Annotated in this window: 22 protein-coding genes; 9 read left to right on the top strand and 13 right to left on the bottom strand. The window is 60.4% G+C overall.

Going from position 1 to position 26123, the window contains the following annotated elements:
* Both ACM6JM_RS21185 and ACM6JM_RS21180 read right to left on the bottom strand, forming a co-directional pair.
* The gene (locus ACM6JM_RS21185) at positions 1-447 is read right to left on the bottom strand and encodes a GNAT family N-acetyltransferase (RefSeq protein ID WP_039765078.1); all 447 of its coding nucleotides are present in this window, start codon (positions 445-447) and stop codon (positions 1-3) included.
* 10 nt (positions 448-457) lie between these two features.
* Positions 458-1081: an FMN-binding negative transcriptional regulator gene (locus ACM6JM_RS21180; protein ID WP_074689903.1), complete on the bottom strand. Its 624-nt coding sequence runs from the start codon at positions 1079-1081 to the stop codon at positions 458-460.
* Positions 1082-1173: 92 nt separating this feature from the next.
* On the opposite strand from ACM6JM_RS21180, the gene ACM6JM_RS21175 reads away from it, so the two are divergent.
* Positions 1174-2742 (top strand): PLP-dependent aminotransferase family protein, encoded by a 1569-nt coding sequence (locus ACM6JM_RS21175; protein ID WP_414882445.1) that lies wholly within the window; start codon positions 1174-1176, stop codon positions 2740-2742.
* Here ACM6JM_RS21175 and ACM6JM_RS21170 read toward each other — a convergent pair.
* The 4 genes from ACM6JM_RS21170 to ACM6JM_RS21155 all read right to left on the bottom strand — a co-directional run bounded on the left by ACM6JM_RS21170 (position 2724) and on the right by ACM6JM_RS21155 (position 10711).
* Positions 2724-7340: a dermonecrotic toxin domain-containing protein gene (locus ACM6JM_RS21170; protein WP_414882444.1), complete on the bottom strand. Its 4617-nt coding sequence runs from the start codon at positions 7338-7340 to the stop codon at positions 2724-2726. The genes ACM6JM_RS21175 and ACM6JM_RS21170 overlap by 19 nt on opposite strands.
* A 117-nt stretch (positions 7341-7457) precedes the next feature.
* Positions 7458-8558 carry a polyamine ABC transporter substrate-binding protein gene (locus tag ACM6JM_RS21165; RefSeq protein WP_414882443.1) on the bottom strand — a complete coding sequence of 367 codons (1101 nt, stop codon included), beginning with the start codon at positions 8556-8558 and terminating at the stop codon, positions 7458-7460.
* Positions 8555-9580 (bottom strand): histone deacetylase family protein, encoded by a 1026-nt coding sequence (locus tag ACM6JM_RS21160; protein WP_007954279.1) that lies wholly within the window; start codon positions 9578-9580, stop codon positions 8555-8557. Before ACM6JM_RS21160 ends, ACM6JM_RS21165 begins: the two co-directional genes overlap by 4 nt.
* A gap of 132 nt (positions 9581-9712) precedes the next feature.
* Positions 9713-10711, bottom strand: a complete 999-nt coding sequence (locus ACM6JM_RS21155) for an AraC family transcriptional regulator (protein ID WP_074689909.1) — start codon at positions 10709-10711, stop codon at positions 9713-9715.
* Positions 10712-11102: 391 nt separating this feature from the next.
* Here ACM6JM_RS21155 and ACM6JM_RS21150 point away from each other — a divergent pair, with 391 nt between their 5' ends.
* The gene (locus ACM6JM_RS21150; RefSeq protein WP_414882442.1) at positions 11103-11513 is read left to right on the top strand and encodes a hypothetical protein; all 411 of its coding nucleotides are present in this window, start codon (positions 11103-11105) and stop codon (positions 11511-11513) included.
* 163 nt (positions 11514-11676) lie between these two features.
* On the opposite strand, the gene ACM6JM_RS21145 is transcribed toward ACM6JM_RS21150, so the two are convergent.
* From ACM6JM_RS21145 to aspA, 3 genes are all read right to left on the bottom strand, one after another.
* Entirely contained in the window at positions 11677-12681 is a 1005-nt protein-coding gene (locus ACM6JM_RS21145) for an asparaginase (RefSeq protein WP_039765091.1), read from the bottom strand.
* Positions 12682-12780: 99 nt separating this feature from the next.
* Complete coding sequence (locus tag ACM6JM_RS21140) at positions 12781-14226, bottom strand: alanine/glycine:cation symporter family protein (RefSeq protein WP_039765093.1); 1446 nt, start codon at positions 14224-14226, stop codon at positions 12781-12783.
* Between the two features lie 441 nt (positions 14227-14667).
* Positions 14668-16092 (bottom strand): aspartate ammonia-lyase, encoded by a 1425-nt coding sequence (gene aspA / locus ACM6JM_RS21135; RefSeq protein ID WP_039765095.1) that lies wholly within the window; start codon positions 16090-16092, stop codon positions 14668-14670.
* A 180-nt stretch (positions 16093-16272) separates the two neighbouring features.
* Here aspA and ACM6JM_RS21130 point away from each other — a divergent pair, with 180 nt between their 5' ends.
* The 5 genes from ACM6JM_RS21130 to ACM6JM_RS21110 all read left to right on the top strand — a co-directional run bounded on the left by ACM6JM_RS21130 (position 16273) and on the right by ACM6JM_RS21110 (position 19990).
* Entirely contained in the window at positions 16273-17190 is a 918-nt protein-coding gene (locus ACM6JM_RS21130) for a LysR substrate-binding domain-containing protein (RefSeq protein WP_085667335.1), read from the top strand.
* 216 nt (positions 17191-17406) lie between these two features.
* The gene (gene purE / locus ACM6JM_RS21125) at positions 17407-17898 is read left to right on the top strand and encodes a 5-(carboxyamino)imidazole ribonucleotide mutase (protein ID WP_007954291.1); all 492 of its coding nucleotides are present in this window, start codon (positions 17407-17409) and stop codon (positions 17896-17898) included.
* 10 nt (positions 17899-17908) lie between these two features.
* Positions 17909-18991 carry a 5-(carboxyamino)imidazole ribonucleotide synthase gene (locus ACM6JM_RS21120; RefSeq protein WP_414882440.1) on the top strand — a complete coding sequence of 361 codons (1083 nt, stop codon included), beginning with the start codon at positions 17909-17911 and terminating at the stop codon, positions 18989-18991.
* A 113-nt stretch (positions 18992-19104) separates the two neighbouring features.
* Positions 19105-19350 carry a GlsB/YeaQ/YmgE family stress response membrane protein gene (locus ACM6JM_RS21115; RefSeq protein ID WP_003229635.1) on the top strand — a complete coding sequence of 82 codons (246 nt, stop codon included), beginning with the start codon at positions 19105-19107 and terminating at the stop codon, positions 19348-19350.
* Positions 19351-19453: 103 nt separating this feature from the next.
* Positions 19454-19990 carry a DUF3299 domain-containing protein gene (locus ACM6JM_RS21110; protein ID WP_039765102.1) on the top strand — a complete coding sequence of 179 codons (537 nt, stop codon included), beginning with the start codon at positions 19454-19456 and terminating at the stop codon, positions 19988-19990.
* Positions 19991-20116: 126 nt separating this feature from the next.
* On the opposite strand, the gene ACM6JM_RS21105 is transcribed toward ACM6JM_RS21110, so the two are convergent.
* Complete coding sequence (locus ACM6JM_RS21105; RefSeq protein ID WP_414882439.1) at positions 20117-21016, bottom strand: D-hexose-6-phosphate mutarotase; 900 nt, start codon at positions 21014-21016, stop codon at positions 20117-20119.
* Positions 21017-21073: 57 nt separating this feature from the next.
* The gene (locus tag ACM6JM_RS21100) at positions 21074-21478 is read right to left on the bottom strand and encodes an acyl-CoA thioesterase (protein WP_003229628.1); all 405 of its coding nucleotides are present in this window, start codon (positions 21476-21478) and stop codon (positions 21074-21076) included.
* 377 nt (positions 21479-21855) lie between these two features.
* Between ACM6JM_RS21100 and ACM6JM_RS21095 the strand changes: the two genes are divergently transcribed.
* A complete protein-coding gene (locus ACM6JM_RS21095; RefSeq protein WP_414882438.1) occupies positions 21856-23154 on the top strand; it encodes an MFS transporter in 1299 nt (432 codons plus the stop codon).
* A gap of 14 nt (positions 23155-23168) precedes the next feature.
* Here ACM6JM_RS21095 and ACM6JM_RS21090 read toward each other — a convergent pair whose 3' ends face one another.
* Both ACM6JM_RS21090 and ACM6JM_RS21085 read right to left on the bottom strand, forming a co-directional pair.
* Positions 23169-23660, bottom strand: a complete 492-nt coding sequence (locus ACM6JM_RS21090) for a nucleotide-binding protein (protein WP_039765106.1) — start codon at positions 23658-23660, stop codon at positions 23169-23171.
* Positions 23657-24715: a helix-turn-helix domain-containing protein gene (locus ACM6JM_RS21085; protein WP_039765108.1), complete on the bottom strand. Its 1059-nt coding sequence runs from the start codon at positions 24713-24715 to the stop codon at positions 23657-23659. The genes ACM6JM_RS21090 and ACM6JM_RS21085 overlap by 4 nt, the downstream gene beginning before the upstream one ends.
* A 187-nt stretch (positions 24716-24902) precedes the next feature.
* Here ACM6JM_RS21085 and ACM6JM_RS21080 point away from each other — a divergent pair, with 187 nt between their 5' ends.
* Positions 24903-25904, top strand: coding sequence for a phosphate ABC transporter substrate-binding protein PstS (locus tag ACM6JM_RS21080; RefSeq protein ID WP_236179795.1), 1002 nt, complete (start codon positions 24903-24905; stop codon positions 25902-25904).
* The last annotated feature ends 219 nt before the right edge of the window (positions 25905-26123 follow it).

The following is a 26123-nucleotide window of genomic DNA, read 5'->3' as shown; positions in this document are numbered from 1 at the left end:
TTAAATGGCTTTGCGAAACTGGATGAAACCCGGGCGCTCGGCGATGCGCTCGTAGAGCTGGATCGCCGTGGCGTTGGTTTCGTGGGTCAGCCAGTGCACCTTGCAGCAACGATCGGCCTTGGCCGTGGCGTAGACATGTTCGATCAGCAGGCGACCGACGCCGGTGCCACGGGTTTGCGGCTCCACCAGCAGGTCTTGCAGGTAGCAGGAGTTTTCGATGCTCCAGTTCGAACGATGGTAGATGAAATGCACCATGCCCACCGCTTTGCCGTCGGCCCAGGCGAGGGCGGCGTGGGTCGGTTCGTTCGGGTCGAGAAAGCGCTGCCAGGTGCTTTGGCTGACGGCGTCCGGCAATTCCGTGTTGTAGAAGCGCAGGTAGGCCTGCCACAGCGGCAGCCAGGCGGCGTGATCGGCGGCGCTGACCGGACGGATGTCGATCTGACTCATGGTGATTTCCTTAACGCATCAAGTGAGCGAGGGTTTGATCGTTGATGTCGGAGCTGGCAGACAGGCCTTCGCGCACGCCGGCGATGTCTTCGGCGCTGCGGTTCTGGCTGAGCTTGCGCTTGCCTTCGAGGCGGTCGATCGGAATGGCGAACCCGACGATGGCCTTGAGCATGCCGTCGATGTAATCGGCCGGGGCATCGTCGACCGACCAGGGCTGGGCGCGGCCCGCTTCATGGCGATTGGTGAGGGTGCTGACGATGTCCAGCAGGCGACCACCGTCGCTGAAGGTTTCGGCGTGACCGTAGGCGTGCACGGCGACGTAGTTCCAGGTCGGCACGACTTTGCCGTGCTCGGCCTTGCTCGGGTAAAAGCCCGGGCTGACGTAGGCATCGGCACCGGGGAAAATCAGCAGGGCCTCGGCGCCGTCGCGCAGGTCTTTCCACTGCGGATTGGCCTTGGCCAGATGCCCGTACAGCGTACCGTTCGGACCTTGTTCACGATGCAGCAGCACCGGCACATGACTGGCCTGCAAGCCTTGTTCGCCGTGGGTCACCAGAATGGCGAGGCGGGTGGCGAGGATCAGTTCGTGGAGTTGGGACAGGTCATCGATGGCAAAGGCGCGGGGTGTGTACATGGAGAAAATTTCCTTGGCGAATGCCTGCATCGTAGGCAGGCTATTGGTCTGTTGTAAGAGCCATTGATGACCAATTTCATAGGTCCATTGTCATGCCCGATTCGACCACGCTGTCGCTGCCGTTCAACCCTGCCGGTATCGAACTCGACCGCCGCAAAGGCTTGAGCCGCCAGCTCTACCAGGCCTTGCGCCTGCGGGTACTCGACGGGCGCCTGGCCAGCGGCACGCGGTTGCCGGCGAGCCGCGATCTGGCGGCAGCACTGGCGATTTCCCGCAACAGCGTGGTGCGTGCCTACGATCAGTTGTATGCCGAAGGCTTTATCGAAGGGCGGGTCGGGGACGGCACTTACGTGGCGCAATTACCGCAATCGCTGGCGCCCGCGAAAAAACTATCCACAAAAGTATCCACAGGGTTTTCAACAGGCTTACCCACAGCCTTATCCACAATTTCGGACAATTCCACTGGGAATTTATCCAGCAAAGTTATCCACAGCCGTGCGTTGCAGCGGCTTGAGCAGAACCATTTACCGACGCCACCGAGCGGTCCGCCGCGAGCATTCCGGGTCGGTGTTCCGGCCTTCGATCTGTTCCCTTTCGACGTCTGGGCCAAGCTGAACGCGGCGTTCTGGCGCAAACCCGATTTGCAGCAACTGTGTTACGGCGATCCGGCAGGCGATGCGCGCCTGCGCGGTCTGATTGCCGCTTATTTGCGCAGTTCGCGGGGTATGCAGTGCTCGGCTGAGCAAATTGTGATCACCAGTGGCGCGCAACAGGGAATCAGCCTTTGTGCACAGTTGCTGGTGGAGCCGGGCGCCGGGGTGGGTATCGAGAATCCCGGCTACCGCGCAGCCGGTCATGCCTTTGCGCTGGCCGGTGGTCGATTGCAAGGTATTGCCGTGGACGAAGAGGGTATCGACTGCGCGGCACTGGCGGCCGTCGAAGATTGCCGGGTGGCTTATGTCACGCCGTCTCATCAGTACCCGACGGGGGTGGTGATGAGTCTGGCGCGACGTCTGGAACTGCTGGCCTGGGCCGAGCGCACCGGCGGCTGGATCGTCGAGGACGACTACGACGGCGAGTATCGCTACACCGGCGCGCCCTTGGCCCCGCTGGCTGCGCTCGACCGCCAGGGTCGCGTGTTGTACGTCGGCACTTTCGGCAAAGTTGCGTTCCCGGCGCTGCGCCTGGGGTATCTGGTGTTGCCGCCGGGACTGGTGGACGCCTTTGCGCAGCGGCGGGCGGTGGATGTCCGGCATTCCGAAGTGAGCACTCAAGCGGTGATGGCCGAGTTCATGGCAGCCGGGCATTTCCAGCGGCACATCCGACGGATGCGCCGGGCAGCGCTGAGCCGGCGCAACACTTTGATCAACGGTTGGCCGCTAGGCCTGGCGGGTGTCGGCGAACTGCCGGCGGTGTCGGCCGGACTGCATCTCACCGTGGCGGTCGACAGCGTGGCCCGCGAACAACAACTGATCGAACAGGCCGCCAGCGTGGAGGTGGAGATCCATGGCCTGAGCAAATACTGGCTGCCGGATTCGACGACGCCGCTCGATCAGCGTGCCGGCCTGGTGCTGGGTTTTGCGGCGGTGCCGGAGCCGGCGATCGAGTCGGCTCTGGTCCGTTTGCATGAAGTGTGGCGCCGTTATTCGTCTTTCGGTTGAGGCTCCGGCTCCGGCTCCGGCTGTGGTTTGAGGAACAGATCGCGTACCTGCGGATCGACAATACGCCGTAGTGCATTATCGACGGCATCGAAGGTGCTCAGTGTCTGACGGGATTTTTCATCGAGCGTCTGCAGATAGGCATCGGCCGGTTTCAGATGGGCGATGGTGTACTGCTCATCGGCATCCTTGAGCTGGTCGTAGTGGAAATGCGCCACCCACAACGGCTTGTCCGCCCGGGACTTGTCGAGAATTCGATACTCCTGGAAGTAGTCTCCGCGATGGCGGGTGCGAATACGACCGCGTGGATCCTTGCTGACCTTGAGCTGCCCATGGTCGTGCAGCCAAAGGAAGTAGGCTTCCCGAGGTTTGCGTTGTTTAAGCATGGCCGCATAGGCCGCAATACCTTCAGCGTGGGTGCGGGTGGCAGCTTCGCGCAGATCGCCGCTCAACGAAGTGACGGGCCACGGATCCTTTTTCGCGTTTTTTCTGCGGATGATCGCTTCGTCGACATCGCTGGCCGCTTTTTTGAGGCGTTCGACCTGCTGCTCGAACATGTCGCGGATGTCTGCGGGAATACGCCCTGGCCGCATGGCGTCCTCGCGGGTCTTGCGGTTGAAACGGTCGATGTCTGCTGCAAGCTGCATGGCTGATGAAATAAGGTCTTCGTCATCGGCAGGCGCTTTCGGTTCAGGCCGTTGGGTGGAAAATTTGACGAATGCGGTCTCGCTGTCGGCGTCGCCTTCCGGGGCGGTCGAAGCCTGTTCGTCCACCTCAGGGCGTGGACGACTCTTGGTGATTTTCACTTTGGATTGCGATGTGGACGGCTGCGGCCGGGACTTGACGGGCGTCGGTCGCTCTTGCGGTTCGGGCAACTCCGTGGTCAGGCGCTCGCGGGCGACCGCACGGAATTCGCCTATCAGTTCGCGGATCCTGTCGAGCCTTGCCTGGACGAACTGACCGGGGTGCTCGGCGGGCAGCTGTTCGACGCGTTCTCCGAGACTGGCGAACAGGTCGTTCCATCGCGACAAACGTTCGATACGTGCCGGCTGCCCATCCGCCGCCACCTCTGTTTTGCTCAGCAGGCTCAACTCATGAGCAGCGTCGGCAGCGGTGGCCGTAATGATCCCGATCGCGACGCGGGCTTCATTCATGGCGGCCCCCGGTTGCTCCACGACACAGCGTTCGTAGGACATGCCGATTTCATTGGCTTTCAGGTCCAGCGGGGTGAAGTCCGGCAGTAGAAGCTCCAGCTTCTCTGCCACCTTCCGGGCCTTGCTCGAATGGCCGCTCAAGACTTGCAGTGAGTGATCCAGCGTCTCCAGGTTGACAATCATTTGATCGCTCAACGCGGTGGCGACGGTGGCGATCTCGATCTGTTGCTTGCGCGGTAGCGGTGTCCGGTGGTTCACACTGTCGACGAATATCTGTGTGGTTTTGGCGTAGATCCGCATCTTCACCCGCAGCCAGGAGCCAAAGCAGCGATGCTGACCCAGGGTCAGCGTCATCAGTTTGGCCTGATGCAGTGAACCGCCGCCTCCTGACTGGCGCCAGAGTTCGAGTTGGGCCAGGGCCTGGGTGTAGTCGTTGCCCAGTTTCGTGGCCCTGTCCAGATAAGTGGAAGCAGCGCGCTCGAATCCGGCCTCGCTGGTATCTTTTGGAAGGGATACCAGCGCTTGCAGAAGTCGTGTTTTTTCCTGGGTTTCACGCGCTTCGAATTGCTCCAGCTTGGTCCAGGCGGCGTCCATCGTCTGCTTTTTGGAGCGACGGAAGGCCTCGATCCGGCTTTTCGGCATGCCCCCGCGCAAGCGCAACTTCGGATCCCAGTGCCATTGTCCGGTTGTCTCGTCATATTTCACGGCCATGCCGATATGCAGCGGATCGACCGGATCGACAAGGTGCACCGGCTCGTCTTTTTCGGCGCTGACCTGGAACCAGCGCGTGCCGACCTGGACGCAGGTCTTGCCCTTCAGGGTGTACAGATGAGTGTGCGGCGAGGGTTGTTTGCCGATCAAGTCAGGTTTGGGGATCTGGAACCGGTCGAGCATCTTGATGAAGCGTGTGCTGTTGTCCGGTCGCAGCAGTGCCCCCTGTTCGATTTGAGTGAGATGTGCGGCAGGCACTTCTCCGATAAGGGGTGTTGGATCGAGTGTGACGGATGGCGTGGCCTCTTCCGGGGCGGGTTCTGTTTTCTGCGCAGGCAATCGGACGGCTTCGTCCTGCTGTTTCAGGCGCGGCAGCCACGAATGATTGCGTCGCGCCACGACGTGCTGGGTCAGGATGATGCCGAGCGTCAGCAGCACATCGCCGGTGGATTTCCACGCCACCACAGTGTCGTCACGTTCATGGGCATCGATCGCCTGCTGGATCTGCGTGATGGTCTGCCAGACCCAGACGGCGGTGCCCGCCGCGCCGCTCATGAAGTTTGCGGCGACATTGAAGGCTGCCCAGCCACTGTCCGTCAGAAGCGCCCAGCGGCGCTCGCTGTTGGACTGTGACTGGCGGTTCGCAAGTTCAACCAGCGCCTGACTGTTCGCCGCGTACAGCGACGCGAGAATGTCCCCGTGGAGTGGTGCGTTCTCCAGTTCGATCGGACCGGTCAGGTCGAGGTGCATGAAGGGTTCGGTGCCCAGTTGGGTGATGATCCATGGCGAGGGCAGACCGACCGGGAAGGCGTACTGCGAGTACTCGAAGCTCCGCGCCGCGTTGTCCAGCCAGGCCAGTACCGAGCTGCGCAATTCGCCATCCTGATAAAGCGCATACATAAGGTTCTGCAAAGACGCGAACTGCATCAATGGCGTGTCCAGCAGCGGACGGTATAGCAGGCAAGGCCCCTGGGTGTGTACGCGCGGGCAAATGATGAACATGTTGGTGACTACGTCCGAACGCCGGCTCAAACGGCGGCGAGGGACAAACGCCAGAGGACGGATGGTGACCGGATGTTCGGGTGTCGGCAGTTTGCGGGTGATGGCATCCACCAATTGGCAGACATACGCATAACCGTGTTCATCGACGCCGCCCTGCTGCTTGAGTTTGCACTCCAGCGCCAGCAGCGGCAGAAGCGTCGGCAATTGGCGCAGGTAGCGGGTCTTTTGCGCAGCCGAACGGATCGGGTCATCAATCAACGCGCGTTTGATCACTTGCGGGTAGTGACCGCCGATGTCGACCTTTTGCGCGATGCCGCTCAGAAAATCCACAGTCAGCCAGGCAGGCACGGCCCGGCCATTGTCGAAGGCGATTGTGGCTTGATAGGGCGGAGCGTTTTGCAGGGCGAATTCGCCCAGGGTTTCGTGAGTCCGGTCAAACGGGTTGGGCAGCGTGAAGCCGCCGGTTTCGAAGCTGTGGGTGACGATGATGCGCAAGTGTTCAAAAGGCAGGTCGGCAGCTCCGGTGGCGCTTTTGTCGGCGATGATCGCTTCGCGCATCCGGCGTTCGGCATAGGGTTCGATCAGCGGGATGTCGTCTTCCTTGAACACGCCATTCTCGGATTCGTTGCGCAAGGTTCCGAGCTCGGCAATGTAGCGACTGTAGTCTTGCAGATCATCAGCAGAGCCGGCTTGCAACCAGTCGGGAATGACCTCTTCCAGTTTGTCGAGACGGGCTCGCTCGAGCGAACTGAAACGTGCACGGCTTTGTCGCGCGGAACCGGCGCGGGCACTGATTGACGAGCTGGCGGGATCCAGCGCCTCGATGGCTTCGAGCTGATTGCTGATCAGCGCTTGTGCCACGGCATCGAAAATATTCCCTTCAGGTTCGATCAGGCGCCATTTCAGTGAGCGACCGGCCAGCTCCGGGGCGATCCGCTGCGGGAGCGTTTCACCCAGCTCGGTCAGTGAATCAAATGACTCATAGCCATCGGCAACGGTGTACATCAAGACGCGTTGCCGCTGTTTGACGGTCGCGGTCAGCACCAGCGCGCCGGCGATGATCAGGTGTGTGCTGTCGTCGCCTTCGACCAGGTCGATATCCATCAGGCAGGCCTTGAGCCCGACGTAATCGCTGTTCACGCCCGATCGTCCGGCCCGGTCCGGGTGCTGCGCGACAAATCGTGCCAGTGCGCAATCGTCGGCGCCCCAGCCGCTGGCCGTCTGCACATTCGCAGCCGAACACACAAGATCGGACAGCTCTTGCCAGCGTGGCCGGCTGCCGGGCGATTCGTTCCAGTAATCAAGCTGGCGCTGCTGGTATTCGAGGAACAGAAACGGGGCGTGATCGTTCATCAGCGAAGTGATGTCGTCCATGCTCACCGGCAGGAGAATCGGCGGGACGGCTTCGGGTGATCGGGTCAGGAAGTGCTCCCCGTCAAGATAATCAGCCTTGGTCTTGTGCAGGCAGTGCTGGATAAAGGCGTGAGTCAGGGACTCGTAGGCGAAGGCTCTGGAGGGGCTCTGCAAGGGATCGGATTCGCGCAGGGGCGTCGCAAGCAGGGTTCGATCCGGATCGATGTGTTGCTCGGGATGGTTTTTGCTCAGCGCTTCGCGCAATAACGCCGAGGCGACCTGATGCAGCGAGTAACCCTGGCCGATCAGTTCAGCCAGCAGGCTCTGTTTCAACAGGGGAGGGGAAACACTGGGTACAACGATGGCGGGAGATTCTGTCATGGTCATGTCCATGGGAAAAATCCGGACACTAGAACCTCGGTCGCGACGCAGTGGGGTACATAAATCTTGCAGGCAAAAAAAGACCCGCGAAGGCGGGTCTGTTCAGGTTGTCAGGTTTCAGGTGCCGGACTTGATTTTGGTCCACGCCCGCGTGCGTGCCCGTTCCGCATCGCGCGGCAACGGTTGCAGGGTGTAGAGCGTGTTCATCACCGCATCGGTCGGGTACAGATTGGGATTGTTGCGAATTGCCGGGTCGACAAGTTCGGTAGCGTCCTTGTTCGGGTTCGGATAGCCGACAAAATCGCTGACCGGCGCAATCACCTGCGGTTGCAGCAGGTAGTTGATGAAGGTGTAGGCGTCCTGGGGATTCTTCGCGCCTTTCGGGATCGCGAGCATGTCGAACCAGATCGGCGCGCCTTCCTTCGGCAGGCGCATGTCGACCACCACGCCGTTCTTCGCTTCCCTGGCGCGGTTGGCGGCTTGCGAGAAGCTGCCTGAATAACCGACCGCGACGCAGATGTCACCGTTGGCGATATCGGCCATGTACTTGGACGAATGGAAGTAGGTCACATATGGACGGATCTTCATCAGCAGCGCTTCAGCCTTGGCGTAGTCCGCCGGGTTCTTGCTATTGGGATCCAGGCCAAGGTGTTGCAGGGCCAGCGGCAGGATCTCCGAAGGCGAATCGAGCAGGGCCACGCCGCACTGCTTGAGCTTGCTGATGTTCTCTTCCTTGAAAATCAGGTCCCAGCTGTCCACTGGCGCGCTGTCACCCAGCGCTGCCTTGACCTTGGCCGGGTTGAAGCCGATCAGGATGGTGCCGTACATGTACGGCACGGCGAACTGGTTGCCCGGGTCGTTGGCCTCGATCAGCTTCATCAGTTTCGGGTCGAGGTGGTTCCAGTTCGGCAACTGGCTGCGATCCAGCGGTTGGAACACCCCGGCCTCGATTTGCTTGGCGAGGAACACGTTGGACGGGACCACCACGTCATAGCCGGAGTTGCCGGTCAGCAGCTTGGCCTCCAGCGCTTCGTTGGTGTCGAAGATGTCGTAGACCAGTTTGGTCTGGCTGTTCTGCGCCTTGAAATCTTCCAGTGCCTTGGGGGTGATGTAGTCGAACCAGTTGTAGACGCGCAGGGTGCGTTCATCCGCGTGTGCGGCGCCGCTCAGCAGCGCCGCGCACAACGCTGGCGCGATGAGGTGCTTGATTCTGCTCATTGTTCGAAACCTTCGAGCACGTTCACCGCGTTGATGCCGATTTCTTCTACCGCGTAGCCACCTTCCATGACGAACAGAGTCGGTTTGCCGAGCGCCGCGATGCGTTTGCCCATCGCCAGGTAATCCGGACTGTCGAGTTTGAACTGCGAGATCGGGTCGTCCTTGAAGGTGTCGACGCCCAGCGACACGACGATGATGTCGGCGCCGTAGTTGTCGATCTCCTGGCAGGCTTGATCCAGCGCCGCACTCCAGACATCCCAGCCGGAACCGGCCGGCAGCGGATAGTTGAAGTTGAAGCCTTCACCGGCGCCTTCGCCGCGTTCATCCTCGTAGCCGAGGAAGAACGGGAATTCCGCTTCCGGGTGGCCGTGGATCGAGGTGAACAGCACGTCGCTGCGCTCGTAGAAAATTGACTGGGTGCCGTTGCCGTGGTGGTAGTCGACGTCGAGGATCGCGACCTTCTTGTGGCCCTGATCGAGGAATGCCTGCGCGGCGATGGCGGCGTTGTTGAGGTAGCAATAACCGCCCATCAAGTCGCCGGCAGCGTGGTGTCCCGGTGGACGGCACAGGGCGAAGGCACCCCGGGCGCCACGCTGGATTTCCGCTTGTGCGGTCAGCGCCACCTGCGCCGCGCTGTACGCCGCTTGCCAGGTGCCGGCGGTGATCGGCGCGCCGCCGTCGAAGCTGTAATAACCGAGCTGGCCGTGCAGGCTGGTCGGCTTGACCTGACGCAAGGTGCGCGCCGGCCAGGTGTAGGGCAGCAAGTCGCCGTCGGTGTTGAATTCGGTCCAGCGCGCCCAGGCACCTTTGAAGAAGTCGAGGTAGTCGCGGCTGTGGATGCGCTCGATCGGCCCGAGGCCGAAATCCTTCGGCGCCTCGACCGGGCCGAGGTTTTGGTTTTTCACCCGCTGCAGCACGTGGTCGGCGCGCGACGGCATCTCGAAGCAAGGCTTGAGTTGCCCGTCGATCAATTCGCAACGGCCATGGTGCAGGTGGTGATCGTCAGAGTAGATCGTCAGCATTTGTTGTTCTCCGCAGGGGCTGATTCGGTTGGCTCCAGTGTTGCGGCGTGGAGCGAATCGGAGAACGGCCAGAGAGGCCAAAAGGGGATCGATGTGGCCAAAAATACTGACCTGATATCGCCCCTCGACGGTTTAACCGTGTGGTCGGAACTGACTCGGCGCCACGCCGCTCCAGCGCACGAAGGCATGGCGGAAGCTCGCGGTCTCGCTGAAGCCCAGGGTTTCGGCGATGCGGTAGATCGGCAACTGATCCTCGCAAAGCATCTGCTTGGCCCGCTCGAAACGCAGTTCGTCGAGCAGCTCCTGGTAGCTGCAACCCATGTCCTTCAGATGCCGGCGCAAGGTACGCGGCGAGCAGTTCATCTGCTGCGCCAAACCTTCCAGCCCCGGTGCGGCGTTGAGCTGAGCGCTGAGCAACTGGCGGATTCGCCCCAGCCACGCCTGACGGCCGGTGAACTCGGTGTTCTGCTTGCGGCAGCGTTCGGCCATGGCCTGGTGGGTGATGATGTCAGCCAGCGGCAGCGGCTGATCGAGCCAGCGCCGGTCGAAGGCGAAGGCATTGTCCTTGGCGCCAAAGTGCAGCGGCGCCTTGAAGAGTTCGGCGTAGCTGTCGCGGTAATCCGGCGCGGTGTGTTCAAAGCGGGTGGCCAGCAATGGCAGCGGATGGCCGAGCAGGTCGTCGCAGATGACTTTCAGCGACACCAGACAGAATTCGGCATTGAACACCGCCATCGCCGGGCTTTCGCGGTAATCGGCAGCGACGAACCAGACGCGCTCGCCGTCGTCCTCCAGGCTCAGTTCGAAAAGTGTTCCCAGCAGCGCCGGATACCGGATCGCCAGGCGCAAAGCGTCACCGAAGGTGGCACAGGTCAGCAGCGCGTAACCGAGGATGCCGTAGCAGGAAACGTGCATGCGCCGGCCCAGTTCCAGACCGATGTCATGCTTGAGCGCGACTGCATTGGCGCAGACCTGCATCTCCTGGTTGGTGGTGATGCGAGTGTCGGCCCGGCTCAGATCCGCCGCGCTGATGCCGCTGCCGGCCAGCAGCGCTTCGCTGGACAGGCCCTGATCCCTGAAGGTGTTGAGCACCAGGGAGACAGCGTTGAGGGTGGTGAGGTGGGAGTGGAGCATGGGGCAATCCGGGCTGAAAAGAACTGTATTGGTGCAAGTTGCGTGCCGGGCAATTTGGGTTTGGCGAGAGCGCCGGATGATAGTTGGTTTAAGTTTTTTACGTGGAGTTTTAATATTTCGTAAATGTTCACAGCGGAAATATTCTGAGTTGTTGGATTAAAAATATAAAGTCAGAGCTGGGGGCTTCAATTTACATGCTTGATTGTGAGCTAACCACTGTCAGAAATTACAGGTCGGATCTATAAATACGACCGCTTGTCGGTTAATTTAAATTCTCGAATTCTATTTGACATGAATTTTTTGACTTCTATTGTGAAAGTTGTCGCCCCGCCCGAAGTCAGCAGTTGGAATGCGACCATTTTTGATTCGCTGGAAAGCAAAGGAGATTGAAATGAGCAAGAAAGCAGACTTTGACGACATCATTGCCGATAAATTTAAAGGTTTGAAAATGGGTCCGGCCGAGGGGAGTATGAAGGTAAGGATTAATGGTCTGGAAAAAGTATTTAGTACGACTAAGGGTTCCAACTATGAGAGCAGCATGTTTATCATTTACAAGTATGAAGACATAAAGATCAATATTTTCTGCATTAAGGAATATGGTGTAGAAATACCCTTTGATATCTGGAGTGACACCGTTCTGCAATTTGTAACGCCTGAAGGTATTCAGTATCCAAGTGAAGGCGGTGTGACCCTATATGAGGGTACAGAACCTAATTCATATCATGGGGTTTTTCATGCGAAAATTGCGGAGGGATCGACAAGCCTGGATAAAGGGGTTTTTGATGTAGTATTCCCTCAATGAGTAGTATGGAAAGGTGGGTACTTTTGGAGTGTGATCAGAAGGGTAACTCCAAACTCACGCTAGGAGGATTTGCATTTACGTAAGATTGATTGTTTTAAAACCTTCCTGCAGAAGTTCTGCAGGAAGGTCAATTGATGTTAAAAAATTGTATTTACAGCCCTGATCAGATGAGTTCGCCGCACAGATCGAGTTCGACCAGTCGCCGCACTTCAGCTGTCTCAAGACTCGCACCAAGCAATCCGTTCAACTTGCCGAACGCTGCCTCGCGAGTCATCCCGCCACCAGACAACACGCCAACACCACGCAAGCGGCTGCCCGCTTCGTAGACATCCAGCTCCACGCCGCCTTCATGGCACTGCGTGACCGCAACCACGACCACGCCGTTGTCCCGCGCCCGGCCGAGGCTGGCGAGGAATTGCGGGTTATCGCTCGGCCCGGTGCCGCTGCCGTAGCATTCCAGCACCAGACCCTGAATGCCGCTGTCGAGCAGGCCGTCGATGATCTCGGCGCCAATGCCTGGGAACAGCGGCAACACCGCAACCTTGGCCAGTTGCTTCGGTTGGTTGTAGTTCAGCGCGGCCGGCAAGGAAGTGGCTTTCACGCCGCCGCCCTGACGCTCCAGGCGTTTGAACGGATGACGGCCGAAGCTGCGCACTTTCGCGCAGCGGGTCGGGGCCAGCAGTTCGCCGTGGAAATACAGATGCACGCCCGGCGCCAGGCCGTGGCCGAGGGCGACCAGTGCGCCGCTGAGGTTTTCCCAGGCGTCGCTGTCGGTGACGCCGGCCGGCAGCATCGAACCGGTGAAGCACACGCGGGCATGCAGGCCGAGCAATTGGAAGCTCATGGCGGCGGCGCTGTAGGCCAGGGTGTCGGTGCCGTGCAGGATCAGTACGCTGTCGCAGCCTTGCACATCGACGGCGTCGACCACCGCTTCTCGCAGTTGCTGCCAGTAGGCCGGGGTCATGTTGGCGCTGTCGATCAGCGGCGACATCTCGCGAAAGCGCCACTGCGGCACCACCAGCTCTGGCTGGCTGTGCAGGTAATCGCGCATCCGCGCTTCGAAACCGGACGCCGGGGCCAGGCCATTGGCGCTGGCCTGCATGCCGATGGTGCCACCGGTGTACAGCACCATGACGTGCTGGGCGGCAGGGTAGGTCGAGGAATTCATGGGGAGTTCTCCTGAACGAGGACAGCATGCGGTCGAGCATGACGCCGACCGCTGCTTGTGTCACGCCGGGCGCAAGAACTGCGCCCGGTTTTTACCCGATCAGCGTTGCGCTGCGGGGATGCCTTGCGGCTGAGCGTTGGCCTGAGTGTCGGCCGTCGGATTGGCGGGCCAGGCCTTCAGGTCCAGATCCAGGTCGCTGAACTTGCTGGAGTCGAACACCGGCTGGTCGACGCCTGCGCGGCGCTGCGCATCGTAGTCGCGCATCACGCGCATGCCGACCTTGAACAGCAGGGCCAGGGCCATCAGGTTGACGAAGGCCAGGCAGGTCATGGTGATGTCGGCGAAGGCGAACACGGTCGACAGGTCCTGCATCGAGCCCCAGACCACCAGCGCCAGCACCAGGCCGCGGAACGTCATCAGCGCAGCGCGGTTGCGGGTGAGGAACTGCAGGCTGTTTTCGCCCAGGTAGTAGTTGTAGAGGATGCACGTGAAGACGAACAGCGACAGTGCGACGCTGACGAACATGCGGCCCCAGTCACCGACCACGGCGGCCAGCGAGTTCTGGGTCAGGACGATGCCGTCACCTTCGAAGCCCGGGGTGTAGAAGCCCGACAACAGAATCAGCAGCGCGGTGCAGGTGCAGATCACGAAGGTGTCGAGGAACACGCTGAACGCCTGAACCACGCCCTGAGCACCCGGGTGCTTCACGGCGGCCACGGCGGCGACGTTCGGCGCACTGCCCAGGCCCGCTTCGTTGGCGAACACGCCACGCTTCACGCCCATCACGATCGCGCTGCCGAGCAGGCCGCCGAAAGCCGGGTCGAGACCGAAGGCGCTTTTGAAGATGGTCACCAGCATGGCTGGCACGTGTTCGATCTGGGTGCCGATCACGTACAGGGTCACACCGATGTAGGCCAGGGTCTTGATCGGTACCAGCAGGTCGGACACCGAAGCAATACGCTTGATGCCACCGATGAAGGTAATGGCCAGCAGCACCGCCAGGACGATGCCGGTGTGTTGCGGGTCGAAGGCAAAAGCGTTCTGCAGCGAGTGGGTCACGGTGTAGGACTGCAGGCCGATGAAGGCGAAGCCGTAAGTGACCAGCAGCAGGATCGAGAACACCACCGCCATGCCTTTGAGCTTCAGGCCGTGCTGGATGTAGTAAGCCGGGCCGCCACGGTACAAACCGTCGCCATCGGCGCGCTTGTAGACCTGGGCCAGCGTACATTCGAAGAAGCTGCTGGACATGCCGACCAGCGCGGTCACCCACATCCAGAACACTGCACCCGGACCACCCAGGGTCACGGCGATGCCGACACCGGCGATGTTGCCTGCACCGACGCGGCCGGCGAGGCTGAGCATCAGGGCCTGGAACGAGCTGAGTTGCCCGGCGCTGCCCTTGAGGCTGTCGCGGAACACCGCGAACATGTGGAAGAAGTGGCGCAATTGAACGAAACGCGAGCGAATCGTGAAGTAGCTACCGAGCCCGACAATGAGCACGATCAGTACTTTCCCTGAGAGGAAGTCGTTGATGACTTCGAGCATGGATTTTTCCTCGCTGTTTATTGTTTAAGCAAATGCTGGATGGTCAGAAACATCGCGTTACACCGGTGTGCGCGCGGCACAACGGGCGAGGCGAGGGTTCGTCCCGGATCCATATCGCGGGTTTGTTATTAGTTCGGGTTTCGCATGGGTTATGGCCTCGTTACCGACGACCGCTCACGCGAAGAGGGGCGGCACTATACCGATCAGTGCGGCGCCCGTCTGCACGGTTGTGGTGCAAGCGACGAAACGAAGCTTTGAAACACCCGACGTTACCGGCGTCGGGCTTGTCTGGGAGCCGGTTTGCAGCCAGCTTCCATACATACGGTTCTCAGGTTCAAACAGTTAAAAAAAAGGGCTCGGGGAATCATCCCCAAGCCCTCAAAAGGTGAGAGGTGTCTAGTCCCTCGACCTGGTGAGCGGTGCTACAAGTCACGCGTCGGCTCAGGCTTTGAGCGGAACCAGACGCGGAGCAATCATGTTTTCCGGGCGCAGGATGTCGGCGAGCATGGCTTCGTCGAGCAGACCTTCTTCGCGCACCAGTTCCAGCACGCCGCGGCCGCTTTCAAGGGCGATACGGGCGATGCGGGTGGCGTTTTTGTAGCCGATGTACGGGTTCAGTGCAGTGACCAGACCGATCGAGTGTTCGACCAGTTCGCGGCAGCGCGCTTCGTTGGCGGTGATGCCGACGATGCAGTGCTCGCGCAGCATGTCCATGGCGCGTTGCAGCAGGCGGATCGAGTCGAGGATCTTGAAGGCGATCAGCGGCTCCATCACGTTCAGTTGCAGCTGGCCGCCTTCGGCTGCCATGGTCAGCGCCAGATCGTTACCGATGACCTGGAATGCCACCTGGTTCACGGCTTCCGGGATCACCGGGTTGACCTTGCCTGGCATGATCGAGCTGCCTGGCTGACGCGCCGGCAGGTTGATTTCGTTGATGCCGGTGCGCGGGCCGCTGGACAGCAGGCGCAGGTCGTTGCAGATTTTCGACAGCTTGACCGCGGTGCGCTTGAGCATGCCGGAGAACAGCACGAAGGCGCCCATGTCGGAAGTGGCTTCGATCAGGTCGGCGGCTGGAACCAGCGGTTGACCGCTGATCAGCGCCAGACGCTGTACGGCCAGGGCCTGGTAGCGCGGGTCGGCGTTGATGCCGGTGCCGATCGCGGTGCCGCCCAGGTTCACTTCGGTCAGCAGTTCCGGGGCCAGCGTCTTCAGACGGGCCAGGTCTTCGCCCATGGTGGTGGCGAAAGCACGGAATTCCTGACCCAGGGTCATCGGCACGGCGTCTTGCAGCTGGGTACGACCCATCTTCAGGACGTGGTTGAATTCTTCACCCTTGGCCGCGAACGCCTGAATCAGGCTGTCGAGGCTGGCCAGCAGTGCGTCGTGACCCAGCAGCAGACCCAGGCGGATCGCGGTCGGGTAGGCGTCGTTGGTCGACTGCGCCATGTTCACGTCGTCGTTCGGGTGCAGGTACTGGTATTCGCCTTTCTGGTGACCCATCGCTTCAAGAGCAATGTTGGCGATCACTTCGTTGGCGTTCATGTTGGTGGAGGTACCGGCGCCACCTTGAATCATGTCGACCACGAACTCTTCGTGGAAATCGCCGCGGATCAGACGGGCACAGGCTTCGCTGATGGCAGCGTGCTTGGCTTCGCTCAGGTGACCCAGCTCGCGGTTGGCGTCAGCAGCGGCCTGTTTGACCATTGCCAGACCGACAACCAGCTTCGGGTAGTGCGAAATCGGAACGCCCGAGAGACGGAAGTTGTTCACCGCTCGCAGGGTCTGGATGCCGTAATACGCTTGAGCAGGGACTTCGAGGGTGCCAAGCAGGTCGTTTTCTGTGCGGAATGATGCAGCGGAGGACATGATAGAAATCATCTCGATAGGGACCCGGTCTGTGCCGGAACGCTGCGAATGCTAGGCTTGTGGGAATTTTTGGGCCAATGCTGTTAAACACTGCCCTATGCACATTCGGCATAATGCCCGTGTGACGCCGCGTGCGCGGCAGACGTGTGACCTGTTTTGGTGCGTGTCCGGGAGGACGTGATGAATCTGGAAAGCAAATGGCTCGAGGACTTCAGTGCTCTGGCCGCCACCCGCAGCTTCTCGCAGGCGGCCGAACGGCGCTTCGTGACCCAGCCGGCCTTCAGCCGGCGGATCCGCAGCCTGGAAGCGGCGCTCGGGCTGACGCTGGTCAACCGCTCGCGCACGCCGATCGAGCTGACGGCGGCGGGGCAATTGTTCCTGGTAACCGCGCGCACCGTGGTCGAACAGCTCGGTGAAGTGCTGCGCCACCTTCATCACTTGGAAGGCGGGCAGGGCGAAGTGATCCAGGTCGCAGCGGCGCACTCGCTGGCACTCGGTTTCTTCCCGCGCTGGATTGCGCAACTGCGCAATGAAGGCCTGAACATCGCCACCCGGCTGGTCGCGACCAACGTCGGCGACGCGGTGCACGCGCTGCGTGAAGGTGGCTGCGATCTGATGCTGGCGTTCTACGACCCGGACGCGGCGATGCAGATGGACCCGGAAATCTTCCCGTCGCTGCACCTGGGCCAGACCGAGATGCTGCCGGTGTGTGCGGCGGATGCCAATGGCAAACCGCTGTTCGATCTGGAAGGCGAGGGCAGTGTGCCGTTGCTGGCGTACAGCGCCGGGGCGTTTCTCGGGCGCTCGGTGAATGGCTTGCTGCGCCAGCGTCAGCTGCGCTTCACCACGATTTATGAAACCGCCATGGCCGACAGCCTGAAAAGCATGGCGCTGGAAGGCCTTGGTATCGCCTGGGTTCCGCAACTGAGCGTGCGGGCCGAACTGGCCCGGGGCGAACTGGTGGTCTGCGGCGGTGCGCAATGGCATGTGCCGCTGGAGATTCGCCTGTACCGCTGCGCGCTGGTGCGCAAGGCCAATGTGCGGTTGTTGTGGCGCAAGCTGGAAGGCGGGGCGGCGCAAGGTCCGGCCGGTGCGTGAAACATGTCCCGGTCACTGACCTTCGAGTCAATAAAACCGGGCTTTTGCGGCAGATGACAGATGGTCGCAACGGGGGCTGTTTATTGCTTTCTTTGCGGTATACTGCGCGGCCTTCGGCCGGTTCGTCCGGCCATTTTTCCTACAACAAGCCACGCATCCTGCGTGGCTTGTTGTTTTTGACGCGCCTGCGGGCGCCCAGAGAGAAGAGGCGCGACGATGAGTGCACTGGTTGGCGTGATCATGGGCTCCAAGTCCGATTGGTCCACCCTTAGCCACACCGCCGATATGCTGGAAAAGCTCGGCATCCCGTACGAGGTCAAGGTGGTTTCTGCCCACCGCACCCCGGATCTGCTGTTCCAGTACGCCGAAGAGGCTGAAGGCCGAGGAATCGAGGTGATTATCGCCGGTGCCGGTGGCGCAGCCCACCTGCCAGGCATGTGTGCGGCCAAGACCCACCTGCCGGTGCTGGGCGTGCCGGTGCAGTCGGCGATGCTTTCGGGCGTCGACTCGCTGCTGTCGATCGTGCAGATGCCGGCCGGCATTCCGGTCGCCACCCTGGCCATCGGCAAGGCCGGCGCGATCAATGCCGCGCTGTTGTCGGCGAGCATCCTGGGCGCCAAGCATCCACAATTCCACGCGGTACTGAAAACCTTCCGTGCCGAGCAGACAGACAGCGTCCTGGACAATCCAGACCCACGTATTGCCTGAGGTTGTTGAGATGAAGATCGGTGTAATCGGTGGCGGCCAGTTGGGTCGCATGTTGGCCCTGGCGGGTACTCCGCTGGGCATGAACTTCGCTTTCCTCGACCCTGCGCCGGACGCTTGCGCCGCTGCGCTGGGCGAACACCTGCGGGCCGATTACGGCGATCAGGATCACCTGCGTCAACTGGCCGATGAAGTCGATCTGGTGACCTTCGAGTTCGAAAGCGTCCCGGCGGAAACCGTAGCTTTCCTTTCGCAATTCGTGTCGGTCTACCCGAGCGCTGAAGCCCTGCGCATCGCCCGCGACCGCTGGTTCGAAAAGAGCATGTTCAAGGACCTGGGGATTCCGACCCCGGCGTTCGCCGACATCCAGTCGCAAGCCGACCTGGACGCCGCCGTTGCGTCGATCGGCCTGCCGGCCGTGTTGAAAACCCGCACCCTGGGTTACGACGGCAAGGGCCAGAAAGTCCTGCGCAAGCCGGAAGACGTGGTCGGTACGTTCGCCGAACTGGGCAGCGTGCCTTGCCTGCTGGAAGGCTTCGTGCCATTCACCGGTGAAGTGTCGCTGATCGCCGTGCGCGCCCGCGATGGCGAGACGAAATTCTATCCACTGGTGCACAACACCCACGACAGCGGCATTCTCAAGCTGTCGGTCGCCAGCTCCGATCACCCGCTGCAGGCCCTGGCCGAAGACTATTCCAGCCGCGTACTCAAGCAGCTGGATTATGTCGGTGTGATGGCGTTCGAGTTCTTTGAAGTCGACGGTGGCCTCAAGGCCAACGAAATCGCCCCGCGCGTGCACAACTCCGGGCACTGGACCACCGAAGGCGCCGAGTGCAGCCAGTTCGAAAACCATCTGCGGGCCGTTGCCGGTCTGCCGCTGGGCTCGACCGCCAAGGTCGGCGAAAGCGCGATGCTCAACTTCATCGGTGTGGTGCCGCCGGTCGAGAAGGTCATCGCCATCGACGATTGCCACCTGCATCACTACGGCAAGGCCTTCAAGGCCGGGCGCAAGGTCGGTCACGCCAACCTGCGCTGCAAGGACAAGGCGACCCTCGAGCAGCAGATCCTCAAGGTCGAAGCGCTGATCGCCGAGTAACGACAGTTTCATCCGGCAACGGCGGAACCATTGCGGGGCCGCCGTTCTCTGATGGCAGGATGCGAAAGTCTGGCTAGGCTTCATCGCATATCTACCATTCAGAGGGAAATGCCATGGGAATTATCGGAACCATCTTTATCGGCCTCATCGTCGGCCTGCTGGCGCGGTTCCTGAAACCGGGCGATGACAGCATGGGCTGGATCATGACCATCCTGCTCGGTATCGGCGGTTCGCTGGCAGCCACCTACGGCGGCCAGGCCCTGGGCATCTATCAGGCCGGTCAGGGCGCAGGTTTCATCGGTGCGCTGGTTGGCGCCATCGTATTGCTGGTGATCTACGGCCTGATCAAAAAGAACTGATTCAAAGCGACAAAGTCCTCTCCGCCAATCCGGCGGGGAGGGCTAAAATGCTCGGCGATTCAGCGTCCCCTCCCTTTTCGAGCATCCTTTACCGAGCACCTTCATGCGCCGTCTTCTGTTGACTCTCCTTTTGCTGGGCAGCGGTATGGCCCACGCCGGCGAACTGCCGGAAACCGACTGGCTGGAACTGATGCCCAAGTCGGACCAGAAAGCCCTCGAGGCCATGCCTGAAATCGACCACAACTCCCCGGAAGCCACCGGCACCTTCACCCAGAAAGGCGGGATGAAGCAGGCCAAAGGTTTGCCGGCGGTGATGTATTCGACCAAGACCGTGGCGTCGATGAATGACAAACACATCCGCATCGGCGGTTATCCGGTGCCGCTGGAATCCGACGCCAAGGGTCGCAGCACGCTGTTCTTCCTTGTGCCGTACCCGGGCGCGTGCATCCATGTTCCGCCACCGCCACCGAATCAACTGGTGCTGGTGCGCTATCCGAAGGGTTTGAAGCTGGACGATATCTACACGCCGTTATGGGTGACCGGCACGCTGAAGATCGAAAAGGTCAGCAATGACCTGGCCGATGCGGCGTATGCGCTGGAAGCGGACAAGGTGCGGGTGGTGCAGGAATCTGATCTGTAATAGTCACTCCAAAACAACTGTGGGAGCGAGCCTGCTTGCGAAAGCGGTGTATCAGACACTTGAAGGGTGGCTGACATAACGCATTCGCGAGCAGGCTCGCTCCCACATTTTGTTTTGGGGTACTGGTTACAGCGGCTTGCTGCCGACGCTGACGCCCATCGTATGGCTAGCACCTGGCGCCAAAGTCACCACGTCGTCCATCACGTTCGCCGTCTCGATGCACAGCATGCGTTGCCAGCCGTCGTTGTCCATGTCGGCCAGTGCTGCCGCGCGGTCGATCCACGGGTTCCAGATTACCGCCGTGCGCGAGCCGGTAGCCGTCAGCACAATGCGCCGCTCCCAGGCCGGGTCGACGATGCTCAATTGCGGCGGGGCGTCGAGGTAAATGCGGTCGGTTTCGCCGGCAAAGTGCAGGTCGCCTTGCTGGGTGCAGGTCTTCCAGTCGTCCAGGGTCTCGATGTAATTCAAGCCATCGACGCCGGCGACGTGCACGTTGCGCACATCGCTGACGGAAAAATACGTGTGCAACGCCTGACTGAGGCTGACGGTGTCGTTGCCACGGTTGTGGCTGGTCAGGCTGAACTGCAATTGCTCGGACAAATGCAGGGTCAGGGTCAGGTCGACCTGATGCGGCCAGCCCGGCAGTCCGCCTTCGGGGTGGGGCAGCCTGAATTCGACCTTGACGCCGTCAGCCTCTGATTCGATGCCGCCCAGCTCCCAATCCATTGCCCGCACCAGACCGTGCGCGGCGGCCGGTTGCGCACCTGTGTACATGGCCTGCACGCTCTGCGGGTTGCGTTCGAACTTGCCGAACCACGGCCAGCACACCGGCACACCGGCGCGGATGCTCTGGCCGGTCTTGAACACGGCCTTGTCGTTCAGCCAGATGATCGGCGGCTGGCCGTCCACCTGATAACTGAGGATGTGCGCGCCTTGCTGGGCCACCAGCACTTCGGCCTGACCGTGGCGGATGCGCCAGCAGTTCAGTTCATCCAGTTTCACGGCTTCAACGTTGGGCGTGTTCATGGGACAACTCTCGATCAGCAACTTGGACGACTATCGACCGTGAAACGGTCGCGAGGTTTAACGTGCGCGTGGCGGAACCGAGCGGGTGCGACCGCTGCCATCGATGGCAACGAACACGAACACCGCTTCAGTCACTTTGCGCCACTCGCTGGACAGCGGGTCGTCGCTCCACACCTCGACCATCATCTGGATCGAGCTGCGGCCGATTTCCAGGGTCTGGGTATAAAAGGACAATTGCGCGCCGACAGCCACCGGCACCAGAAACGCCATGCGGTCGATGGCGACGGTCGCGACACGGCCACCGGCAACACGGCTGGCCATGGCCGTGCCGGCCAGGTCCATCTGTGCGACCAGCCAACCGCCGAAAATATCGCCGAAGCCGTTGGTTTCGCGGGGAAGTGCGGTGATTTGCAGGGCCAGGTCGCCTTGCGGGATCGGATCTTCTTGTTCGAGCTCTATCATGCCGGGGGTGCCTCTGACCCGTGACTCTTCGTTGGTGCTGCTGGTGGTAGCCGTCTTCGGGAAAAACGATTCAGCACCGAACATACTACGTTCGTCACGTTTTCCATCAGGCGCCTAAGGAGAAACTCTGCGAAACCGGCTAATCCCGAGCAAAGGCCGGGCCAACGACGTTTTCGCACAGCAACCCCCTACAAACCGGAGCAAGGTTGCGAGTATATCGGTCGGTAGACTCCGCGACGACCGTCCGGTTCTGATTTCGACCGGCAAATACGCACCTCTATGTGCTTTTTCGAACAATTTGCTATGGTGCCGAACCTGCCCGAGCCACAGCCAGCGTTGTTGTGGCGGCAGATCCGACTATAAGAGAAGACCTTGCCATGACCACAGCGCCCTCGAGCCTCGCGCAGCCCGACCAACCCGCACGACCGTTGACCCGCAATGACTACAAGACTCTGTCGCTATCGGCCCTGGGGGGCGCGCTGGAGTTTTACGATTTCATCATCTTCGTGTTCTTCGCCACCGTGGTCGGCAAATTGTTCTTCCCGGCCGACATGCCCGAGTGGCTGCGCCTGATGCAGACCTTCGGTATCTTCGCCGCCGGCTACCTCGCGCGGCCGCTGGGCGGGATCGTCATGGCGCACTTCGGCGACCTGCTGGGGCGCAAGAAGATGTTCACCCTGAGCATTTTCATGATGGCGGTGCCGACCCTGATCATGGGCCTGTTGCCGACCTACGCGCAGATCGGCATGTGGGCGCCGATCCTGCTGCTGTTGATGCGCGTGATTCAGGGCGCGGCGATTGGCGGTGAGGTGCCGGGGGCGTGGGTCTTCGTTTCCGAACACGTACCCGGCAAGCACATCGGCTACGCCTGCGGCACCCTGACCAGCGGCCTGACGGCAGGCATCCTGCTGGGATCGCTGGTCGCCACCGCGATCAACAGCCTCTATACGCCAACGGAAGTTTCGAATTACGCCTGGCGGATCCCGTTCCTGCTCGGCGGTGTGTTCGGCCTGTTCTCGGTTTACCTGCGTCGCTGGCTGCACGAGACCCCGGTGTTCGCCGAACTGCAACTGCGCAAGGCCCTGGCCGAAGAAGTGCCGCTGCGCGCCGTACTGCGTGACCATCGCGGAGCCATCGCGGTGTCGATGCTGCTGACCTGGCTGCTGTCCGCCGGCATCGTCGTGGTGATCCTGATGACCCCGACCGTGCTGCAAACGGTCTATCACTTCTCGCCGACCACCGCGCTGCAATCCAACAGCCTGGCGATCGTGTTCCTGAGCTTTGGCTGCATCATTTCCGGCGCGCTGGCGGATCGCTTCGGCGCCGGTCGCGTGTTTGTGTTCGGCTGCGCGGCTCTGCTTGCCAGCTCCTGGGCGTTCTATCACAGCCTCGCCGATCACCCGAACTGGCTGTTCCCGCTGTACGCGTTGACCGGTTTCCTGGTCGGCACCATTGGCGCGGTGCCTTATGTGATGGTGAAGGCTTTCCCGCCGGTGGTGCGCTTCAGCGGTCTGTCCTTCTCTTATAACGTCGCTTACGCGATCTTCGGCGGCCTGACCCCGATGGTCGTCAGCCTGCTGCTGAAAGAAAGCGCGATGGGGCCGGCCTACTATGTGGCGGTGCTGTGCGGGATGGGGATCCTGGTCGGCGCGTGGTTGTGGAAGAAGGGACGCTGATTTAGTTCCAGAACTCAGGGCTTTCGCCAGCGCGAAAGCCTTGTTTCACACTCGCCAATCGGCAGGCGAGCACCGTGTTCGAGCATGTGAGCCAAAGCATTTGCAGCTTCTGTTTCGTCGATGACTTGGTGCTCTACCATTAAATCGAGCAGCCATAGCGCGCCGTGTACCTGTAACCCATCTCTTTGGGCCTGACGGCGCAACCTGCCATCTCCGGTGAGTAAAGGACGGCCCGTTTCCTGCGCAAGCAAGTAGCAGGAGACGTCGGCTAAAGAGCTGTTGTTGTGCTCGATCCTCAGCCCCGACAATCTTATTACACCTGCCTCATCGAACGATTCGACAATCAACCCTCGGTCGAGCAGCTCGTCGTGTGAAAAGTCGTCGAGTTCGTACATTACGAAGTCAGTGCAACACAGCGTAAACGGCAAGCTGAACATCTGCTCCAGCAATCCGGCATTTCTGAAGTCGATCCAGATATTTGTATCACTGATATAGATCAGACTCATGCACTCTCCAGTGAGCCCAAGAAATTGGGGTCAAGTGCGCTCACTGGTTTGCGCAGGAGTTCAGCAGCCCGCGACTTGGTGATCAATCCTTCTGCCAATCCCCAGAACACCAGGGAATCAAAGCGCTGGGGCGGTTTGCACGGCATAGGTTCGGGCTCTGCTTTGCGCCAGCCGTTGGCACTGAATTGAATAGTGAGGGATTTGTAGCCACTTTCGCTAAGTAGCTTCAGATCCTTCAGTCGTCTCAACGCAGCGTGCATCGATATTCCGTATTGGCGTTTGGCGATCAGTAGCTCTCGTGGATGGACTCTGGACCGGGGATGGCTGCCGAAATCGCCGGTTACGCTTTTGGCGGGATAGAGAAATGCGCCGGCAAAACGGTGACAACAGTTTTCTTTGTCTCTCTCCGGCATGTCTCCAGGCAACGCCATAACCCAATGGCCGAGCTCATGAGCAGCCGTAAATCTGATTCGCTCACCTGGACGGTCAGCATTCAAAGCAATTAGTACATGTTCGCCGTCACCGGTAGCAGCACAAGCGCCATCGAAATCATCTGGGCCGTTCAGCATTGCAACCTTGATGCTGTGCTCTTCCAGTTGCTCAGTCAGATTGGCGATGGGATCGCTACCGATTCCCCAAAACTGGCGAAGCTTCTCGGCTGCCAGCTCAGCCTCCTCAAGGGTTGAAACAGGGAGCATCTGTGCGGGGGTAGCAGGGGTCTGGATATCTGCAGGATCGAAACATTGCTCAAGTGAAATGTAGCGCTCGAGATGTTCCCGAATTTTTTCTTCAACTTGAGCTTGGCGATACTTGGGCATTCTGGCCAGCTTTCGAAACTCAAGAGGTGCCAGAGGAATAACCTCCGCGCGGAAAAAATATTCGGGGCTGACCTGAAGTGCCTTGGCCAGTTGCAGCAGGCGAGAAGAGTTTGGAGTGCTCAACCCTTTCTCATATTTGCTTAACGCTTGTTTGGTGATGTCGCCAAGCTGGGCCGCCAGACCCTCTAGGGTGAGGCCTCGTTGCAGGCGGGCGCGGCGAATTCGGTCGTTTATCATGAGTTCCTCTCGTGGTTGACAAGGCTATCTTTTGGATTCGATTTGTCAACCTGCTGCGGAATTCATTTTTTGCGACACCTCGGATGCTGGCCTTTCATCCAATTGTCATATTTCAGCCATAGAGTGTTCACACGGCCTGCTGATACTTGGCCCCGACTTAACACACCCTATCTGCTAGGAGTAAGGCATGAAACTGAAGCGTTTGATGGCGGCAATGACTTTTGTCGCTGCTGGCGTTGCGACTGCCAACGCGGTTGCCGCTGTTGACCCTGCGATCCCGAGCTACACCAAGACCACTGGTGTGTCGGGCAACCTGTCCAGCGTCGGCTCCGATACCCTGGCCAACCTCATGACCCTCTGGGCTGAGAACTACAAAAAAGAATACCCGAACGTAAACATCCAGATTCAGGCCGCTGGCTCCGCCACCGCACCACCTGCGCTGACTGAAGGCACCTCCAACCTGGGCCCGATGAGCCGCAAGATGAAGGACACCGAACTGGCGGCCTTCGAACAGAAATACGGCTACAAGCCAACCGCTATCCCGGTTGCCGTGGACGCCCTGGCTGTCTTCGTGCACAAGGACAACCCGATCCAGCACCTGACCATGGAACAGGTTGACGCAATCTTCTCGTCCACCCGTCTGTGCGGCGCCAAAGCCGACGTGAAAACCTGGGGCGACCTGGGCGTGACCGGCGACCTGGCCAACAAGCCGGTTCAACTGTTCGGCCGCAACTCGGTATCCGGCACCTACGGCTACTTCAAGGAAGAAGCCCTGTGCAAAGGCGACTACAAGCCTAACGTCAACGAACAACCAGGCTCGGCTTCGGTCGTGCAGTCGATCAGCTCCTCGCTGAACGGCATCGGTTACTCGGGCATCGGCTACAAGACCGCCAGCGTGAAAACCGTGGCCCTGGCCAAGAAAGGCAGCTCGGACTTCATCGAAGACACCGAAGAAAACGCCCTGAACGGCAAGTACCCGCTGTCGCGTTTCCTGTACGTATACGTCAACAAAGCCCCGAACAAGCCTCTGGCCCCGCTGGAAGCCGAGTTCGTGAAACTGGTTCTGTCGAAACAGGGCCAGGAAGTGGTCGTGAAAGACGGCTACATCCCGCTGCCAGCCAAGGTTGCTGCAAAAGCACTGGCTGACCTGGGTCTGAAGGAAGGCGGCGCTGAAGTCGCAAAAAAGTAACAAACTGAGTCAGGGGTGAACCCCGCCTGACTCCCGTGTGGGGCCCGGCCCGCAAGCGGCCCGGCCCCCACACTCCCCGAATTCTTCTATCCACTGCCAGTGCCCTGCTGGCGGCGGATTTGGTGCGTCACTGCATTGTCATCTTTCTGTCATACAGGATCGCTAGGGTGTGCGCATGAATGATCTGGCCAATTCCAAAATGACTACGAACCCTCCCAA

This window comes from Pseudomonas sp. IT-P2 (genome assembly GCF_949767575.1).
GTDB classification, from domain to species: Bacteria; Pseudomonadota; Gammaproteobacteria; order Pseudomonadales; family Pseudomonadaceae; genus Aquipseudomonas; species Aquipseudomonas pharyngis.
The sequence above is the reverse complement of the archived record's forward strand: the minus strand, read 5'-3'. Positions and strand labels throughout refer to the sequence as shown.

Bases quoted from the DNA above. Each gene is read 5' to 3' on its own strand.
- ACM6JM_RS21185 (WP_039765078.1), bottom strand. From the start codon at position 447: ATGAGTCAGATCGACATCCGTCCGGTCAGCGCCGCCGATCACGCCGCC.
- ACM6JM_RS21150 (WP_414882442.1), top strand. From the start codon at position 11,103: ATGAGCAAGAAAGCAGACTTTGACGACATCATTGCCGATAAATTTAAA.
- ACM6JM_RS21165 (WP_414882443.1), bottom strand. From the start codon at position 8,558: ATGAGCAGAATCAAGCACCTCATCGCGCCAGCGTTGTGCGCGGCGCTG.
- ACM6JM_RS21105 (WP_414882439.1), bottom strand. From the start codon at position 21,016: ATGAACACGCCCAACGTTGAAGCCGTGAAACTGGATGAACTGAACTGC.
- ACM6JM_RS21110 (WP_039765102.1), top strand. From the start codon at position 19,454: ATGCGCCGTCTTCTGTTGACTCTCCTTTTGCTGGGCAGCGGTATGGCC.
- ACM6JM_RS21100 (WP_003229628.1), bottom strand. From the start codon at position 21,478: ATGATAGAGCTCGAACAAGAAGATCCGATCCCGCAAGGCGACCTGGCC.
- ACM6JM_RS21080 (WP_236179795.1), top strand. From the start codon at position 24,903: ATGAAACTGAAGCGTTTGATGGCGGCAATGACTTTTGTCGCTGCTGGC.
- ACM6JM_RS21145 (WP_039765091.1), bottom strand. From the start codon at position 12,681: ATGAATTCCTCGACCTACCCTGCCGCCCAGCACGTCATGGTGCTGTAC.
- ACM6JM_RS21085 (WP_039765108.1), bottom strand. From the start codon at position 24,715: ATGATAAACGACCGAATTCGCCGCGCCCGCCTGCAACGAGGCCTCACC.
- ACM6JM_RS21160 (WP_007954279.1), bottom strand. From the start codon at position 9,580: ATGCTGACGATCTACTCTGACGATCACCACCTGCACCATGGCCGTTGC.
- aspA (WP_039765095.1), bottom strand. From the start codon at position 16,092: ATGTCCTCCGCTGCATCATTCCGCACAGAAAACGACCTGCTTGGCACC.
- ACM6JM_RS21115 (WP_003229635.1), top strand. From the start codon at position 19,105: ATGGGAATTATCGGAACCATCTTTATCGGCCTCATCGTCGGCCTGCTG.
- ACM6JM_RS21140 (WP_039765093.1), bottom strand. From the start codon at position 14,226: ATGCTCGAAGTCATCAACGACTTCCTCTCAGGGAAAGTACTGATCGTG.
- ACM6JM_RS21130 (WP_085667335.1), top strand. From the start codon at position 16,273: ATGAATCTGGAAAGCAAATGGCTCGAGGACTTCAGTGCTCTGGCCGCC.
- purE (WP_007954291.1), top strand. From the start codon at position 17,407: ATGAGTGCACTGGTTGGCGTGATCATGGGCTCCAAGTCCGATTGGTCC.
- ACM6JM_RS21180 (WP_074689903.1), bottom strand. From the start codon at position 1,081: ATGTACACACCCCGCGCCTTTGCCATCGATGACCTGTCCCAACTCCAC.
- ACM6JM_RS21095 (WP_414882438.1), top strand. From the start codon at position 21,856: ATGACCACAGCGCCCTCGAGCCTCGCGCAGCCCGACCAACCCGCACGA.
- ACM6JM_RS21175 (WP_414882445.1), top strand. From the start codon at position 1,174: ATGCCCGATTCGACCACGCTGTCGCTGCCGTTCAACCCTGCCGGTATC.
- ACM6JM_RS21090 (WP_039765106.1), bottom strand. From the start codon at position 23,660: ATGAGTCTGATCTATATCAGTGATACAAATATCTGGATCGACTTCAGA.
- ACM6JM_RS21155 (WP_074689909.1), bottom strand. From the start codon at position 10,711: ATGCTCCACTCCCACCTCACCACCCTCAACGCTGTCTCCCTGGTGCTC.
- ACM6JM_RS21170 (WP_414882444.1), bottom strand. From the start codon at position 7,340: ATGACAGAATCTCCCGCCATCGTTGTACCCAGTGTTTCCCCTCCCCTG.
- ACM6JM_RS21120 (WP_414882440.1), top strand. From the start codon at position 17,909: ATGAAGATCGGTGTAATCGGTGGCGGCCAGTTGGGTCGCATGTTGGCC.